The sequence below is a fragment of the Halopseudomonas sp. genome, assembly GCF_047631575.1.
GTDB lineage: Bacteria > Pseudomonadota > Gammaproteobacteria > Pseudomonadales > Pseudomonadaceae > Halopseudomonas.
Genome location: NZ_JBLIAB010000009.1, coordinates 1 through 17421 on the forward strand (window position 1 = coordinate 1; position 17421 = coordinate 17421).

The following is a 17421-nucleotide window of genomic DNA, read 5'->3' on the forward strand; positions in this document are numbered from 1 at the left end:
AAACGATGCATCGCCGATGGTAGTGTGAGGTTTCCTCATGTGAGAGTAGGTCATCGTCAAGCGCTATACCAAAACCCCGATCTGGAAACAGGTCGGGGTTTTACTTTGTGCAGTCAAAACACATTCCTCATTCATTCTGCCGTGCTGCGGCGTTATCATGCATCTTCAATTTAAACGGCCAATTTAATATTCATGCTCAGCTCTTTACTCAACTTGATGTCTGATGGGCGTTTTCACTCCGGTGAAGCGCTTGGTGCTGCGTTAGGCGTTAGCCGTGCCGCCGTATGGAAGGTGCTCAGCCCGCTTGAGGAGCAGGGGTTTCCGATACAGCGTGTGCGTGGCAAGGGTTATCGAATACCGCGTGGTGCTGTGCTGCTAGATGCGTCTGCTATAAAAGCCGAGCTACCAAGCGTCTGTGTGGATTACTGGTCGTGGCATGTGTACAAGGAGCTGGACTCTACGAATGCCGAGGCGCAGCGACTAATGGTCTCTGGCGGGCAGAGGCCGCTTGTGTGTGTCAGCGAGCAACAAACAGCAGGGCGCGGCAGGCGTGGACGAACCTGGGTTAGTCCATTCGCGCAGAATATCTATATGAGTATTACGGAGCCCTTTGAAACGGGGGCGCAGGGTCTGGAAGGACTCAGTCTGGTTGTGGGGATTGTACTGGTTGAAACGCTGGAGGCGTGCGGACACCACGGAGCTGAGCTCAAATGGCCTAACGATGTGCTGATCGAGGGTAAAAAGGTTGCGGGCATCCTTATCGAGATTGTAGGCGACCTGACGTCAGACTGTGTTGTAATCATAGGGGTAGGGGTTAATGTATTGATGCGTGAAACCGCTGTCGATCCAATAAATCAGGCCTGGACCTCTCTTGTACTGTCATCGCATTCTGGTGAGCTGAACAGGAATATTTTGATTGCCACCTTTGCTGAAAATCTCCTGACGGCTGTTCAGTTATTTCGGCAACGTGGCTTCGAGCCATTTATATCTGGTTGGCAACAACGTGATGCCTGGCTTGGTCAGTTTGTAGATGTTATTTCCGGGAGTAATGTTATTTCTGGTGAGCATTGTGGCGTGAACGAGCGGGGTTCTCTTAAGCTTAAGACAGTTGACGGCGTGAAGCTGGCGAGTGGAGGCGAAGTCAGCTTGAGGAAACACAATGCTTCTTGAGCTTGATTGTGGAAATACACTGATCAAATGGCGTCTGATTGATCGTGAAGGAAGAGTACGCGACAGGGACATGGCGCCGGATCTGGTAGAGCTGCAGTTGTTACTGGGCGGGCAAGAGCGTGATATTCACGCATGTCGATTGGTCAGTGTCCGTTCGCCAGAAGAGACCCAGGTAGTCATGAATCAATTGTCGAGCTGGTTGAAGTTACATCCAATGCTGGCGAAAGGCAGTCTCTGTCTGGCGGGTGTGCGCAACGGTTATGCTGACTATACCCGGCTTGGAATGGATCGCTGGCTTGCTTTGGTGGCAGCTTATAATCGTTGTCGCCGCGCCTGCGTCATCATCGATCTTGGAACCGCGATCACGGTTGATTTCGTTGACGCTGGAGGCCAGCATCTCGGTGGTTATATCGCGCCAGGTAGTAAGCTGCTGAGGAGCGGGTTGAAGCGGCATACGCGTCTTATCCGTTACGATGAAAGCTTGCTAGGAGACCTGCTTCTACCAAAACCGGGGAACAACACGGCTGAAGCGGTGGAGTTTGGATGTGATCTGATGCTGGCGGGATTTGTTCGTGAGCAGCGACGCATTGCCCATCAACTGCTTGGGGATGACATGATAGTTTTGCTCACAGGTGGCGATGCGGAGCGTATGTCAGAGGCTCTGCCTGGTGAGTGTGAAGTAATCAGTGACCTAGTTTTTGAGGGGCTGGCTATTGCCTGCCCGCTTGGAGACAGCTGATGCGTTCCGTATTTCTTTTCCTTTTGCTACTCAACGTACTCTATGCGCTGTGGCAACTGCAGGACGACAAGGCAGTTCAGGCGCTATATGACGTTGCGGATACATCGTTGGAGCAGCTCGACGTTGTCGCAGAGTCTTCATCTTCAATGCTGGAGCGAAAAGATCCAGAGCTAGGTTCAGCGCAGGTAAAAACTAGTCTATGCGTTAATCTGGGCGTTTTTCAGTCACGCGATAAGGCGGAGCAGCTTCGGCAGCGGCTCTTGGCATTGTCTGTAGAATCTAAAGTAATCGTCCGGGATGTGTCCGGTACGCTTGATTACTGGCTGGTCTATCCGGTCAGGGGTGATGAGGGCGCCGCTCTTTCTCGCTTGGGTCTTTTGCAGGCGGAAGGCATAGACAGTTTCCTCATTACGCGAGGCGATCTCGCCGGCAATATATCCCTTGGGGTATTCGGTCGTGAAAATAACGCCATGGCGCGTCAAGCTCAATTGCAGGCAATGGGTTACCCAGTTGAGATTGAAATGCTGGAAAAAATCACCAGCGAATACCTGGTTCAAGTGGATGCTAGTGCAAGAAGGCTGGTTAATCAGCCAATGCTTGCCAGGCTTCGCGAAAGCTTTCCCGGGCTTCAACATCAGTTTGATCCGTGCCAGGCCGTTGCGAACTAAGGCTTCATCACCTATGCTATGCGCCGCATTGCTAATCATATCCTTTGGAAAAGTTGGCGGTGCACAACCCTTTAAGCGCACAAGTAACGGTTTTTACTAATAAATGTGTTGACAGGGTGGCGCCAAGTGAAGAGAATGGCGCCTCTTTTACGGAGGGGTTCCCGAGCGGTCAAAGGGATCAGACTGTAAATCTGACGCGAAAGCTTCGAAGGTTCGAATCCTTCTCCCTCCACCAGATTTCGCAACAGCCAGTGTTCGGCGGGTATAGTTCAAAGGTAGAACCTCAGCCTTCCAAGCTGATGGTGCGGGTTCGATTCCCGCTACCCGCTCCAATCTGGCGCTGCAACAAGCCTGTATGCTCATGTAGCTCAGCTGGTAGAGCACACCCTTGGTAAGGGTGAGGTCAGCGGTTCAATTCCGCTCATGAGCTCCAGTATAGGGCGGATATGAGAATATCTGCTTTTTCATTAATGGTCGCGTGACGCGCGCATTGTACTCACGAATAAGGGGTCTCTCGATGGCTAAAGAGAAGTTTGAACGTAAAAAACCGCACCTTAACGTGGGCACCATCGGTCACGTCGACCATGGCAAGACCACTCTGACAGCGGCTCTGACCAAAGTCTGTGCTGAAACCTACGGCGGACAAGCCCGTGGTTTTGACCAGATTGACAACGCGCCGGAAGAAAAGGCACGTGGTATCACCATCAACACCTCGCACGTAGAGTACGATTCTCCGACTCGTCACTACGCGCACGTTGATTGCCCCGGCCACGCTGACTATGTGAAAAACATGATCACCGGTGCTGCGCAGATGGACGGTGCTATCCTGGTTTGCTCTGCAGCTGACGGCCCTATGCCTCAGACTCGCGAGCACATCCTGTTGTCACGTCAGGTTGGTGTTCCTTACATCGTCGTGTTCCTGAATAAGGCTGACATGGTTGATGATGATGAATTGCTTGAGCTGGTCGAGATGGAAGTACGTGAGCTTCTTAGCGCATACGACTTCCCTGGCGACGATACTCCAATCATCATCGGCTCCGCGTTGATGGCCCTTAAGGGTCTGGACGATAACGAGATGGGTGTGACTGCTGTCAAGAAGCTAGTCGAGGTTCTGGATTCCTATATTCCTGAGCCCGAGCGCGCCATCGACAAGCCGTTCCTGATGCCAATCGAAGACGTATTCTCCATTTCCGGTCGCGGTACTGTAGTGACGGGTCGTGTAGAGCGCGGTGTCGTTCGCATCCAGGAAGAAGTTGAGATTGTTGGCATCAAGGACACCGTCAAGACTACTTGTACTGGTGTTGAGATGTTCCGCAAGCTGCTCGACGAAGGCCGTGCTGGTGAGAACGTTGGTGTACTGCTGCGCGGTACCAAGCGTGAAGATGTAGAGCGTGGTCAGGTCCTCGCCAAGCCGGGCACTATCAAGCCGCACACCCAGTTTGAAGCTGAAGTGTACGTGCTGGGCAAGGATGAAGGCGGTCGCCATACTCCGTTCTTCAAGGGTTATCGCCCCCAGTTCTATTTCCGTACTACAGACGTGACCGGTTCGTGCGAACTGCCGGAAGGCGTTGAGATGGTCATGCCTGGCGATAACGTCAAGCTGGTCGTTACTTTGATCGCTCCGATCGCCATGGAAGATGGTCTGCGCTTCGCGATTCGCGAAGGCGGCCGTACCGTTGGTGCCGGCGTGGTTGCCAAGATTATCGCTTAATTAGCATTTGATCTTGAACTGTCGGGCCGGTACTATTACCGGCTCGACTGCGATTACAGGCCAGTAGCTCAATTGGCAGAGCGGCGGTCTCCAAAACCGCAGGTTGGGGGTTCGATTCCCTCCTGGCCTGCCAGATTTCATTTTCTGGCTACCAAAACAGGATTTAATGATTCATGAGCACCAAAGCTGAGCTTTACGACGACCGCCTAGATATACCCAAGTGGATCGTTGTGGCGATTATTGTTGTCGCTGGCGTTTATGGAAACCATTATTTTGCCGCGGAACCTGTTTTGTATCGCGCCCTAGCACTGGTTGTGCTGGGTTTGGTTGCAGGCTATGTAGCGCTGCAGACATCCAAAGGCAAGGCTTTTTGGGCGCTCTTGAAAGAAGCGCGAATCGAAATACGTAAAGTGGTTTGGCCAACCCGTCCGGAAACGACTCAGACAACGCTTATTGTTGTAGCGGTTGTATTGGTAATGGCTCTGATTTTGTGGGGGCTTGATACTCTTCTGGGTTGGATCATTTCTCAGTTCATTGGTTAAGGGTGATCCGTGTCTAAGCGTTGGTACGTAGTGCATGCCTTTTCAGGCTACGAAAAGCAAGTCATGCGTTCTCTTCATGAGCGTATCAAGCTGGCCGGGATGGAAGAGCTGTTCGGCGAAATCCTTGTGCCCATCGAAGAAGTGGTGGAAATGCGCAATGGACAGAAGCGCAAGAGCGAGCGCAAGTTTTTTCCTGGTTATGTGTTGGTCCAGATGGAAATGAATGAGGGCAGTTGGCACCTCGTTAAAGACACTACCCGCGTGCTTGGCTTCATCGGCGGCACGGCAGACAAGCCGGCTCCTATTACCGACAAAGAAGCGGATATTATTTTGCGCCGGGTTGCTGAAGGTACTGACAAGCCCAAGCCTAAGACGTTGTTTGAACCTGGTGAAGTTGTCAGGGTCACAGATGGTCCCTTCGCCGACTTTAACGGTGTGGTAGAAGAAGTTAATTATGAGAAGAGCCGTGTTCAGGTGGCTGTTCTGATCTTCGGTCGTCCTACCCCTGTCGAGCTTGAGTTCGGCCAGGTAGAAAAGGGCTGATAGCCCGCGTCCTCCTGAACCCTGCAGAGCCTTGGGCACTGCGGGGTTTTGTTGTCAGTATGATGTGTTGAACCGGGGAGCCGTAAGGCGCTACTACCCAATGGAGAGAGAAACATGGCTAAGAAAATTAATGCTTACATCAAGCTGCAGGTAAAAGCTGGTCAAGCTAACCCAAGTCCGCCAGTTGGTCCGGCGCTGGGTCAGCACGGCGTGAATATCATGGAGTTCTGCAAGGCGTTTAACGCCAAGACTCAGGGTATGGAGCCTGGCCTGCCAACTCCAGTGATCATTACGGTTTACAGTGATCGTAGTTTCACATTCGAAACAAAGAGTACGCCTGCAGCGATCCTTCTGCTCAAGGCTGCTGGCCTGAAGGGTGGCTCCGCTCGCCCGAACACCCAGAAAGTAGGCACTGTAACTCGTGCCCAACTGGAAGAGATCGCCATTATCAAGAAGGCGGATCTGACAGCTGCCGATATGGACGCCGCTGTGCGTACCATCGCCGGCTCCGCGCGTAGTATGGGCCTTACTGTGGAGGGTGTGTAAATGGCTAAGTTGAGCAAGCGTCAAAAAGCAATCAACGAGAAAGTACAGGCCAATAAGGCTTATGCCTTTGAAGACGCCGCCACTCTGTTGGCCGAAGTGTCCAGCGTCAAATTTGTCGAGTCTGTTGATGTATCCGTAAACCTCGGTGTAGATCCGCGTAAATCCGATCAGGTTGTGCGTGGTGCCACTTTGTTGCCACACGGTACAGGCAAAACTGTTCGCGTTGCTGTATTTACTCAGGGTGCCAATGCAGAAGCTGCTCTGGCAGCCGGCGCTGATCGCGTTGGTATGGATGACTTGGCCGCTGAAATGAAGGCCGGCGATCTCAATTACGATGTGGTCATTGCATCCCCAGACGCAATGCGTGTTGTTGGCCAGTTAGGTCAATTGCTGGGTCCCCGTGGCCTGATGCCAAATCCCAAAGTAGGTACTGTTGCTGCCGATGTTGGCACCGCTGTGAAAAACGCCAAAGCTGGCCAAGTTCGCTATCGCACAGACAAGAATGGCATCATTCATTGTTCGGTTGGTAAAGTTGGATTTGACGCAGTCAAACTAAAGGAAAACGTTGAAGCCCTGATTAGCGATTTGAAGAAGGCCAAGCCTTCCACGTCCAAGGGTATCTATCTTCAGCGCGTGACCCTAAGCACTACTATGGGTCCGGGTATCGAGATCGATCACGCGTCCCTGACTATCTGATTTAACGGCGCTCTGCTTTCAAGCGGAGCGTCTCTTATTGGGGTCCCTGCCGTATCGCGGGGGCTATCCAAGACCGTAGGTGGCGAAAGCCCCAAATAGAAGAAGTGTTTCTTCAAGCCTACGCAGATGGTGCTCCCGATTCAGTGCAGGCTGGATCAGACACCAAGACACGTCGCCCTCGGGCGATTAATGGTATATCCAGGAGTAAAACCCGTGGCAATTAAGCTCGAAGACAAGAAAGCCATCGTCGCTGAAGTCAACGAAGCTGCCAAAGGTGCGCTCTCCGCTGTTGTGGCTGATGCCCGCGGCGTGAGCGTTGCTGCTATGACTAGTCTGCGCAGAGATGCGCGCGAAGCTGGTGTGACATTGCGCGTTGTGCGTAACACACTGATGCGCCGCGCTGTTGAAGGTACTCAGTATGAGTGCCTCAACGACGTCTTTACAGGTCCGACTCTTATTGGCTTTTCCAATGAACATCCCGGTGCAGCTGCCCGTTTGTTCAAGGAGTTTGCAAAGAGTCAGAGCGCATTCGAGATCAAGGCTGCAGCCTTTGAAGGCAACTTCCTTGCAGCATCACAGATCGACATTTTGGCTACGCTGCCGACTTACGACGAGGCTATAAGCCAGCTGATGAGCGTGATTCAAGGCGTTACCAGCAAGTTCGTTCGTACCTTGGCTGCTGTTCGCGATCAAAAAGAAGCCGAAGCTGCTTAATAAGCGCTTTACTTTCTTGCTGTCGCACACCCTATTTTGACGGCCTCGAGGTCGTCCACTATTACAGGAATTTGAGTCATGGCTTTGACTAACGAAGACATCATGAACGCCGTATCAGAAATGACCGTTATGCAGGTAGTTGAACTGATCCAGGCAATGGAAGAAAAGTTCGGTGTTTCTGCTGCTGCTGCTTCTGGTCCCGCTGCCGCTGTTGCTGCTGTTGCTGAAGAGCAGACCGAGTTTAACGTTGTTCTGACCGAAACCGGTGAGAAGAAAGTCAACGTGATCAAGGCTGTTCGCGAGCTGACCGGTCTAGGCCTGAAAGAAGCCAAAGCACTGGTTGATGGCGCTCCTGGCAACATCAAGGAAGGCGTATCTAAGGACGAGGCAGAAGCTGCCAAGAAGACTCTGGAAGATGCCGGTGCCAAGGTTGAGCTCAAGTAAGCTTGCGCGACCTTGTGTCGACAGTCTGATTTAACGGTCAGATTGATGGCTGGTGGCCTGTGTGCCACCGGCCTTTTTCCGTTCTGATTGGCTTCTGTGAAGCTGTTGACGGAGAGGCACCCCGAGGGGTGAGCAAGGCGTAGGACTTGCAAGCATTTTCTGGTTTTCCCCGCAGGGGAGGACCAATCAAGCAGGTGACCAAGCTGGGGAACGCTGATGGCTTACTCATATACTGAGAAAAAACGTATCCGCAAGGACTTTGGCAAACTGCCGCATGTGATGGATGTGCCCTATTTGCTGGCGATTCAGCTGGATTCCTATCGGGAATTCCTGCAATCGGACATGCCGAAGGAGCAGGTTCGTGATATCGGTCTGCATGCGGCCTTCAAATCTGTGTTCCCCATTATCAGCTACTCCGGTAATGCGGCACTCGAATATGTAGGTTATCGTCTGGGTGATCCTGCCTTTGACGTCAAAGAATGTGTCTCACGTGGTGTGACCTATGCGGTCCCACTGCGCGTGAAAGTGCGCCTGATCATCTTTGATCGTGAATCGTCGAACAAGGCGATCAAAGACATCAAGGAGCAGGAAGTCTATATGGGGGAGATCCCTCTGATGACCGAAAACGGTACCTTCGTGATCAACGGTACGGAACGTGTCATTGTTTCTCAGTTGCACCGTAGTCCGGGTGTGTTCTTCGATCACGATCGTGGCAAGACGCACAGCTCCGGTAAGTTGTTGTATTCGGCCCGCGTGATTCCTTACCGTGGCTCATGGTTGGATTTTGAGTTTGATCCGAAGGATGCGGTCTTCGTTCGTATCGATCGACGCCGTAAGTTGCCGGCCACAGTCTTGCTTCGTGCTCTTGGCTTCCAGACCGACGAAGTGCTGGATATTTTTTACGACACTAACGTGTTTGAAGTGAAGGGTGAAAACCTCCAGCTAGAACTCGTACCTCATCGTTTGCGCGGTGAGATTGCCACCTTTGATATCAAAGATAACAAGGGCAAGGTCATCGTTGAAAAAGGACGCCGTATCACTGCACGGCATATCACCCAGCTTGAAAAAGCAGGGATCGATAGTCTCGAAGTGCCCTATGATTATATTCTTGGTCGTACCATTGCCAAGCCAGTCGTGCATCCCGCTACTGGCGAGATCATTGTCGAGTGTAACGTCGAGATTACTGCCGACCTCATTCTCAAGCTGCAGAAGGCTGAGATTGCGCGGTTAGAGACCCTCTACACAAACGATATCGACTGTGGTCCGTTTATTTCCGATACGCTGCGCATTGATGGGACCTCCACCCAGTTAGAAGCGTTGGTGGAAATCTATCGCATGATGCGTCCCGGCGAGCCGCCAACCAAGGATGCAGCCGAGACCCTGTTTGGTAACCTGTTCTTCAGCGGCGACCGTTACGATCTTTCTGCTGTTGGCCGAATGAAGTTCAACCGCCGTATCGGCCGCGACGAGATTGAAGGCGCCGGCGTGCTGAGCAAGGAAGACATCATCGAAGTCCTCAAGACTTTGGTTGATATCCGAAACGGTAAAGGCGTGGTTGATGATATTGATCACCTGGGTAACCGTCGTGTGCGTTCTGTTGGCGAGATGGCCGAGAACCAGTTCCGTGTTGGCTTGGTACGTGTTGAGCGCGCGGTCAAAGAGCGCCTGTCTATGGCCGAAAGCGAAGGCTTGATGCCCCAGGATTTGATCAACGCTAAGCCCGTTGCGGCTGCAGTGAAAGAGTTCTTTGGTTCCAGTCAGCTTTCCCAGTTCATGGATCAGAACAATCCACTGTCCGAGATTACCCACAAACGCCGTGTATCGGCGCTTGGGCCAGGCGGTCTTACCCGGGAGCGTGCCGGCTTTGAAGTGCGTGACGTTCACCCTACGCATTATGGTCGTGTATGCCCGATCGAAACACCTGAAGGCCCTAATATTGGTCTGATCAACTCGCTGGCAACCTATGCACGTACCAACAAATACGGCTTTCTCGAAAGCCCCTATCGCCGCGTTCGTGAGGCTCAGGTTACTGACGAGATTATTTTCCTGTCAGCGATCGAAGAATCCGATCATGTTATTGCTCAGGCGAGTGCCACGGTTGAGGATGGCAAGTTAACCGACGATTTGGTTGCTGTCCGTCACCAGAATGAATTTACCGTCAAGGCGCCGCATGAAGTGACGCTAATGGACGTTTCACCTCGTCAGGTAGTATCAGTGGCAGCATCGCTGATTCCTTTCCTCGAGCACGACGATGCTAACCGCGCCCTTATGGGTTCGAACATGCAGCGTCAAGCGGTTCCGACCTTGCGTGCGGAAAAGCCGTTGGTTGGTACCGGGATGGAGCGAAATGTTGCGCGTGATTCTGGTGTTTGCGTTACCGCACGCCGTGGCGGTGTAATCGATTCTGTCGATGCTAGCCGTATCGTGGTGCGTGTTGCAGATGACGAAATTGAAACGGGCGAAGCGGGCGTCGATATCTATGCGATGACCAAGTACACCCGGTCCAACCAGAATACCTGTATCAATCAGCGTCCCCTGGTAAAGAAAGGTGATGTGATCGCGCGCAATGACATCCTTGCCGACGGTTCGTCCGTCGACATGGGTGAGTTGGCCCTAGGCCAGAACATGCGCGTTGCCTTCATGCCTTGGAATGGTTACAACTTCGAAGACTCGATTCTGGTTTCCGAACGCGTAGTGCAGGAAGATCGCTTCACCACTATTCACATACAAGAGCTGACCTGTGTTTCGCGGGACACCAAGCTAGGGGCGGAGGAGATTACTTCCGATATTCCCAATGTAGGTGAGTCGGCGCTAGGTAAGCTTGATGAGGCTGGCGTGGTGTACGTCGGTGCTGAAGTGGGTCCAGGTGATATTCTGGTCGGTAAGGTTACTCCCAAGGGTGAAACCCAGCTGACGCCTGAGGAGAAGCTCTTGCGAGCCATCTTTGGTGAAAAGGCGTCCGATGTTAAGGACACCTCCCTGCGCGTGCCCACAGGCACCAAGGGTACTGTCATTGATGTTCAGGTCTTCATCCGTGATGGCGTCGAGCGCGACTCCCGTGCCTTGGCGATTGAAAAAGAGCAGCTTGATGAGATTCGCAAGGATCTTCAGGAAGAGTTCCGTATTGTCGAAGTGGCTACCTTTGAGCGCTTGCGTGCTGCGTTGGTCGGTCAAGCAGTCGAAGGTGGTGCTGGCCTGAAGAAGGGCGCGAAGCTGACTGACGAAGCATTGGACGGCATTGAGCACGGTCAGTGGTTCAAGCTTCGCATGAGCGAAGACAGTCAGAATGAGCAGTTGGAAATGGCGCAGGCGTATTTGTCTGATCGTCGCAAGGTGTTGGACGACAAGTTTGAAGACAAGAAGCGCAAGCTGCAGCAGGGCGATGATCTTGCTCCTGGTGTACTGAAGATCGTCAAGGTTTACCTTGCTATCAAGCGTCGTATACAACCAGGCGACAAGATGGCTGGTCGTCACGGTAACAAGGGTGTTATCTCGGTCATCATGCCGATCGAAGACATGCCCCATGACGAGTTTGGTACGCCGGTGGATATCGTACTTAACCCGCTGGGTGTGCCTTCGCGTATGAACGTCGGTCAGATTCTTGAAACGCACCTGGGCCTAGCGGCCAAAGGGCTGGGAGAGAAGATCAACCGCATGTTGGAAGATCAGCGCAAGGTTGCCGAGTTACGGGTATTCCTAGATGAGATCTACAACAAGGTCGGCGGTCGCCAGGAAAAACTGGACGAGCTGAACGACCAGGAAATTATCGATCTGGCAAACAACCTGCGTGGTGGTGTGCCCATGGCAACGGCGGTATTTGACGGGGCCAAGGAACACGAAATCAAGCACATGTTACGTCTGGCCGATTTGCCCGAAACTGGGCAGATGATGTTGGTCGATGGTCGTACTGGAAACACCTTTGATCGCCCGGTGACGGTCGGTTATATGTACATGCTCAAACTGAACCACCTGGTCGACGACAAGATGCATGCTCGTTCCACCGGTTCGTACAGTCTGGTAACACAGCAGCCGTTGGGTGGTAAGGCGCAGTTTGGTGGTCAGCGTTTTGGTGAGATGGAGGTCTGGGCTCTGGAAGCATACGGCGCGGCCTACACCTTGCAAGAAATGTTGACTGTTAAGTCGGACGACGTGAACGGCCGGACCAAGATGTACAAAAACATCGTGGACGGTGATCACCGGATGGAGGCGGGTATGCCTGAATCCTTCAACGTGTTGATCAAGGAAATTCGTTCGCTGGGTATCGATATCGAACTGGAATCTGATTAACCACCAACTGCCCATGTCTCGGGGGGATATATTCCGCCCCGAGACACTGCGAGGAGTATAGGCCTTGAAAGATCTACTGAACCTGCTCAAGTCCCAGGGACAGATTGAAGAGTTTGATTCCCTGCGAATCGGCTTGGCATCACCGGAGTTGATCCGGTCCTGGTCATATGGCGAAGTCAAAAAGCCAGAAACCATTAATTACCGTACGTTCAAGCCAGAGCGTGACGGCCTCTTCTGTGCCAAGATTTTTGGCCCGGTCAAGGATTACGAATGCCTGTGCGGCAAGTACAAGCGGCTTAAGCACCGTGGCGTGATCTGCGAGAAGTGCGGTGTGGAAGTCGCCCTAGCTAAAGTCCGTCGTGAGCGCATGGGTCATATCGAATTAGCTTCTCCTGTTGCACACATCTGGTTTTTGAAGTCGCTGCCATCGCGTATTGGCTTGCTGCTAGATATGACTCTTCGCGATATAGAGCGTGTGCTTTATTTCGAATCTTATCTGGTCATCGAGCCGGGTATGACGACTCTGGAAAAGGGTCAGCTGCTCAATGATGAACAGTATTTCGAGGCGCTTGAAGAGTTTGGTGATGACTTTGATGCTCGCATGGGCGCCGAGGCGATTTTCGAACTGCTTACCGCAATGGATTTGGTCCATGAGATCGCAGTGCTACGTGAAGAGATTCCGCAGACTACTTCGGAAACCAAGATCAAGAAGTTGTCAAAGCGCTTGAAACTGATGGAAGCCTTTCACGGTTCGGGAAACAAGCCCGAATGGATGGTCATGACAGTTCTGCCTGTATTGCCGCCGGACCTGCGCCCTCTGGTTCCGTTGGACGGTGGGCGCTTTGCGACCTCTGATTTGAACGATCTGTACCGCCGTGTTATCAACCGTAACAACCGTTTGAAGCGTCTGCTGGATCTGTCCGCGCCTGACATCATAGTGCGCAACGAAAAGCGTATGCTGCAGGAGTCGGTTGATGCCCTGCTGGACAATGGCCGTCGTGGCCGTGCCATCACCGGCACCAACAAGCGTCCGCTGAAGTCCCTGGCCGATATGATCAAGGGCAAGCAAGGCCGTTTCCGTCAGAACCTGCTCGGCAAGCGCGTCGACTACTCTGGACGTTCCGTGATCGTGGTGGGTCCGACTTTGCGTCTGCACCAGTGCGGTCTGCCTAAGAAAATGGCCCTCGAGCTGTTCAAGCCTTTCATCTTCGGCAAGCTGGAGCACCGTGGTCTAGCGACCACTATCAAGGCCGCGAAAAAGATGGTCGAGCGTGAGCTTCCGGAAGTATGGGATATTCTCGCGGACGTGATCCGTGAGCACCCCGTACTACTGAACCGTGCACCGACACTTCACCGTCTGGGTATCCAAGCATTCGAGCCGGTTCTGATTGAAGGCAAGGCCATCCAGCTGCACCCGCTGGTCTGCGCTGCCTACAACGCTGACTTCGACGGTGACCAGATGGCTGTTCACGTCCCGCTGACCCTCGAGGCTCAGTTGGAAGCGCGTGCGCTTATGATGTCGACCAACAATATTTTGTCGCCTGCCAGTGGCGAGCCGATCATTGTGCCCTCGCAGGACGTGGTATTGGGCTTGTACTACATGACTCGGACACGTATCAACGCCAAAGGCGAGGGTATGCGCTTCACCGACGTTAATGAAGTCGAAATGGCTTATCGCAGCGGCCAAGCAGATCTGCATGCTCTGGTCAAAGTGCGCATCAGCGAGACCATTAAGCACAAGGATGAAAGCTGGACGACCGAAATCCGTATCGTTGATACGACAGTGGGCCGCGCCCTGCTTTATCAAATCTTACCCAAGGGTCTGCCCTACGAGCTGGTCGACCAGCCGCTAAAGAAGAAGGCGATCTCTAAGCTGATCAACCAGTGTTATCGCGTGGTTGGCTTGAAGGAAACTGTGATCTTCGCTGACCAGTTGATGTATGCCGGTTTTGCTTATTCCACTATTTCCGGTGCTTCAATCGGTGTGAACGACTTCGTCATTCCCGATGAGAAAGCGCACATCATCGATGCAGCTACCGAAGAAGTGAAAGAGATCGAAAATCAGTACGCCTCGGGTCTGGTGACTCAGGGTGAGAAATACAACAAGGTGATCGACTTGTGGTCCAAGGCCAACGACGAGATCTCCAAGGCAATGATGGACAACCTGAAGTCTACTCGGGTGCTGGATCGCAACGGTAAAGAAGTAGAGCAGGAGTCATTCAACTCAATGTATATGATGGCTGACTCGGGCGCGCGCGGTTCCGCCGCGCAGATTCGTCAGTTGGCAGGTATGCGGGGTTTGATGGCCAAGCCGGACGGTTCGATTATTGAAACGCCGATTACCGCCAACTTCCGTGAAGGCTTGAACGTACTTCAGTACTTCATCTCAACACACGGCGCACGTAAGGGTCTGGCTGATACCGCACTGAAGACCGCTAACTCCGGTTATCTGACCCGTCGACTGGTCGACGTTGCCCAGGATCTTGTGATCACCGAAACCGATTGCGGCACTGATCGTGGCCTGGTTATGTCGCCGCACATTGAGGGTGGTGACATCGTTGAGCCGCTAGGTGAGCGCGTATTGGGCCGTACTATTGCCCGTGACGTGATCAAACCTGGTACCGACGAAGTGATTGTACCCGGTGGCACTCTGGTTGACGAAAGATGGGTCGAGTTCCTTGAGCTGAACAGCGTCGACGAAGTTATCGTTCGCTCGCCGATCAGCTGTATTACCCGCTATGGTGTTTGCCGTACCTGTTACGGTCGCGACCTTGCTCGTGGTCACTTGATCAACATCGGTGAAGCGGTTGGTGTTATCGCTGCCCAGTCGATTGGTGAGCCGGGAACCCAGCTGACCATGCGTACGTTCCACATTGGTGGTGCGGCCAGCCGGACTTCAGCAGCAGATAGCGTGCAGGTTAAGGCGGCGGGTGTTATCCGCCTGCACAACCTTAAGCACGTTGAGCGTGCCGATGGCTGCCTGGTTGCCGTATCGCGTTCCGGTGAGCTGGCTCTGGCCGATGAGTTTGGTCGCGAGCGTGAGCGTTACAAGCTCCCCTACGGCGCGGTTATTTCAATTAAAGAGGGTGAGAAGGTTACCGCTGGCCAAGTTGTTGCCAAGTGGGATCCGCACACTCACCCCATCGTGACGGAAATTTCCGGCACCATGGCCTTCTTTGGTATGGAAGAGAACATCACCATCAAGCGGACTGCTGATGAGCTGACTGGTCTGACCAACCTGGAAGTAATGGATGCCAAGGATCGTCCGGCAGCCGGTAAGGACATCCGTCCAGCAGTAAAGCTGGTTGACGACAATGGTAAAGAGCTGCTGCTGCCAGGTACTGACGTGCCGGCTCAGTACTTCCTGCCAGCAAACGCGCTGGTCAACCTGTCTGATGGAGCCAAGGTGAACGTAGGTGATGTTGTTGCCCGTATTCCCCAGGAAACATCCAAGACACGTGACATTACCGGTGGTCTGCCGCGCGTTGCTGACCTGTTTGAAGCGCGTCGTCCTAAAGAGTCCTCTATCCTCGCGGAAATCAGCGGCACGATTTCCTTTGGTAAGGAAACTAAAGGAAAGCGTCGTCTGGTGATCACGCCAACTGATGGTAGCGAGCAATACGAAGAGCTGATTCCGAAGTGGCGCCACCTGAACGTGTTTGAAGGTGAGCAGGTTACCAAGGGTGAAGTTATCTCCGACGGCCCGAGCAATCCGCACGATATCCTGCGTTTGTTGGGTGTCAGTGCGCTGGCTAAGTACATCGTTAACGAGATTCAGGATGTATATCGCCTGCAGGGCGTGAAAATTAACGACAAGCACATCGAAGTGACTATCCGTCAGATGTTGCGCAAGGTCGAAATCAGTGACACCGGGGACTCCAACTTTATCAAGGGCGATCAGGTCGAGTTGACTCACGCTTTGGAAGAGAATGAGCGCCTGGTCTCGCAGGACAAGTTCCCGGCCAAATACGTGCACGTGTTGTTGGGCATTACCAAGGCATCGCTGTCGACAGATTCGTTCATCTCTGCGGCCTCCTTCCAGGAGACCACGCGGGTACTGACTGAAGCTGCTGTTACTGGTAAGAGCGATCATCTGCGCGGCTTGAAAGAGAACGTGGTTGTGGGTCGTCTGATCCCGGCAGGTACCGGTTTGGCTTATCACGCTGAGCGCAAGCGTCAGCGTATGGTCGACAAGCCCGCCAAGGTAAGTGCGGTGGAGATTGAGCAGGCACTGTCCGATGCATTGAATTCGGGTAGTGACTGATAGGGAGCGCGGCGCCCTTCGGCGCCGCTAGCCTTGACGCACGGGGACGGTCTCTATAGAATTCCGTACCCCTAAAACTGGTGGGGATCTTGCCCTGCCATTTTTTATTTAATATGTCTGATAGACATCAGTGGAGTTTTGCTAGATGGCGACAATTAACCAGCTGGTTCGCAAGCCGCGTAAGCGCGTCGCTGAAAAAAGCGACGTGCCAGCGCTGCAGAACTGCCCGCAGCGACGTGGTGTGTGCACCCGTGTATACACGACCACACCGAAGAAGCCGAACTCGGCTCTGCGTAAAGTGTGCCGTGTACGCTTGACCAACGGCTACGAAGTTTCTTCCTACATCGGTGGTGAAGGCCACAACCTCCAGGAACACAGCGTTGTGCTGATCCGTGGCGGTCGTGTAAAGGATTTGCCAGGTGTGCGTTATCACACTGTACGCGGTTCACTGGACACCTCGGGTGTCAAGGATCGTCGTCAGGGCCGTTCCAAGTACGGCACCAAACGTCCCAAGTAATTTTTGAATTCATTTATCCTAAGTCGATAAGAGTAAGGTCAGGTGTAACCAGATGGTTACGGTCCTGAGCTAACCTGAAGACCGTTTGAGGGCTTATCATGCCAAGACGTCGCGTAGCAGCAAAACGTGAGATCCTGCCAGAACCAAAGTACGGCAGCTTGATTCTCGCCAAGTTCATGAACCACGTAATGGAAAGCGGCAAGAAAGCCGTTGCCGAAAGCATTGTTTACGGTGCGCTGGATAAGGTCAAAGAGAGAACCAAGACCGAAGATCCAGTCGAGCTGTTCGAACGTGCGCTCGATGCCATTGCGCCTCTGGTGGAAGTGAAATCCCGCCGTGTTGGTGGTGCCACCTATCAGGTGCCGGTTGAAGTGCGTCCCTCCCGCCGTAACGCTCTTGCGATGCGATGGCTGGTTGACGCTGCCCGTAAGCGTGGCGAAAAGTCCATGGCCCTGCGTCTGGCTGGTGAGTTAGTCGATGCCTCTGAAGGCAAGGGCGCCGCCGTTAAGAAGCGTGAAGATGTGCACCGTATGGCTGAAGCCAACAAAGCCTTCTCCCACTATCGCTTCTAACGATCCAG

General features: G+C 53.1%; 14 protein-coding genes and 4 tRNA genes. All 18 read left to right on the forward strand.

The genetic code is table 11. The features are described 5' to 3' along the window. The first annotated feature begins 192 nt into the window (after positions 1 to 192). The 18 genes from ACJAXR_RS13590 (at position 193) to rpsG (ending at position 17413) form a co-directional block, all read left to right on the forward strand. Positions 193 to 1170 (forward strand): biotin--[acetyl-CoA-carboxylase] ligase, encoded by a 978-nt coding sequence (locus ACJAXR_RS13590; RefSeq protein WP_415058818.1) that lies wholly within the window; start codon positions 193 to 195, stop codon positions 1168 to 1170. Further along, positions 1160 to 1909, forward strand: a complete 750-nt coding sequence (locus ACJAXR_RS13595) for a type III pantothenate kinase (RefSeq protein ID WP_415058819.1) — start codon at positions 1160 to 1162, stop codon at positions 1907 to 1909. Before ACJAXR_RS13590 ends, ACJAXR_RS13595 begins: the two co-directional genes overlap by 11 nt. Next, a complete protein-coding gene (locus ACJAXR_RS13600) occupies positions 1909 to 2577 on the forward strand; it encodes an SPOR domain-containing protein (protein ID WP_415058820.1) in 669 nt (222 codons plus the stop codon). Before ACJAXR_RS13595 ends, ACJAXR_RS13600 begins: the two co-directional genes overlap by 1 nt. Positions 2578 to 2728: 151 nt before the next feature. Further along, positions 2729 to 2812: transfer RNA gene (locus ACJAXR_RS13605), tRNA-Tyr, on the forward strand. A gap of 23 nt (positions 2813 to 2835) precedes the next feature. After that, positions 2836 to 2909: transfer RNA gene (locus ACJAXR_RS13610), tRNA-Gly, on the forward strand. 25 nt (positions 2910 to 2934) lie between these two features. Then, positions 2935 to 3010 (forward strand) — tRNA-Thr (locus ACJAXR_RS13615). Between the two features lie 84 nt (positions 3011 to 3094). Continuing rightward, a complete protein-coding gene (gene tuf / locus ACJAXR_RS13620) occupies positions 3095 to 4288 on the forward strand; it encodes an elongation factor Tu (protein ID WP_415058821.1) in 1194 nt (397 codons plus the stop codon). 57 nt (positions 4289 to 4345) lie between these two features. After that, positions 4346 to 4421, forward strand: a tRNA-Trp gene (locus ACJAXR_RS13625). A 40-nt stretch (positions 4422 to 4461) separates the two neighbouring features. After that, complete coding sequence (secE, locus tag ACJAXR_RS13630; protein WP_415058822.1) at positions 4462 to 4830, forward strand: preprotein translocase subunit SecE; 369 nt, start codon at positions 4462 to 4464, stop codon at positions 4828 to 4830. Between the two features lie 9 nt (positions 4831 to 4839). Beyond that, positions 4840 to 5373: a transcription termination/antitermination protein NusG gene (gene nusG, locus ACJAXR_RS13635; RefSeq protein WP_415058823.1), complete on the forward strand. Its 534-nt coding sequence runs from the start codon at positions 4840 to 4842 to the stop codon at positions 5371 to 5373. Between the two features lie 114 nt (positions 5374 to 5487). Next, entirely contained in the window at positions 5488 to 5919 is a 432-nt protein-coding gene (gene rplK, locus ACJAXR_RS13640) for a 50S ribosomal protein L11 (RefSeq protein WP_415058824.1), read from the forward strand. Then, entirely contained in the window at positions 5920 to 6615 is a 696-nt protein-coding gene (gene rplA / locus ACJAXR_RS13645; protein WP_415058825.1) for a 50S ribosomal protein L1, read from the forward strand. Between the two features lie 213 nt (positions 6616 to 6828). Next, a complete protein-coding gene (rplJ, locus tag ACJAXR_RS13650; protein ID WP_415058826.1) occupies positions 6829 to 7329 on the forward strand; it encodes a 50S ribosomal protein L10 in 501 nt (166 codons plus the stop codon). Between the two features lie 78 nt (positions 7330 to 7407). Further along, positions 7408 to 7773, forward strand: coding sequence for a 50S ribosomal protein L7/L12 (rplL, locus tag ACJAXR_RS13655; RefSeq protein ID WP_415058827.1), 366 nt, complete (start codon positions 7408 to 7410; stop codon positions 7771 to 7773). Between the two features lie 216 nt (positions 7774 to 7989). Further along, positions 7990 to 12060, forward strand: a complete 4071-nt coding sequence (rpoB, locus tag ACJAXR_RS13660) for a DNA-directed RNA polymerase subunit beta (protein ID WP_415058828.1) — start codon at positions 7990 to 7992, stop codon at positions 12058 to 12060. A 64-nt stretch (positions 12061 to 12124) separates the two neighbouring features. Then, positions 12125 to 16324 carry a DNA-directed RNA polymerase subunit beta' gene (gene rpoC / locus ACJAXR_RS13665; protein WP_415058829.1) on the forward strand — a complete coding sequence of 1400 codons (4200 nt, stop codon included), beginning with the start codon at positions 12125 to 12127 and terminating at the stop codon, positions 16322 to 16324. A gap of 145 nt (positions 16325 to 16469) precedes the next feature. After that, a complete protein-coding gene (gene rpsL, locus ACJAXR_RS13670; RefSeq protein ID WP_373187641.1) occupies positions 16470 to 16841 on the forward strand; it encodes a 30S ribosomal protein S12 in 372 nt (123 codons plus the stop codon). A gap of 98 nt (positions 16842 to 16939) precedes the next feature. Next, on the forward strand, positions 16940 to 17413 hold the full coding sequence (gene rpsG / locus ACJAXR_RS13675) for a 30S ribosomal protein S7 (protein WP_415058830.1): 474 nt from the start codon (positions 16940 to 16942) through the stop codon (positions 17411 to 17413). Positions 17414 to 17421 lie beyond the last annotated feature (8 nt).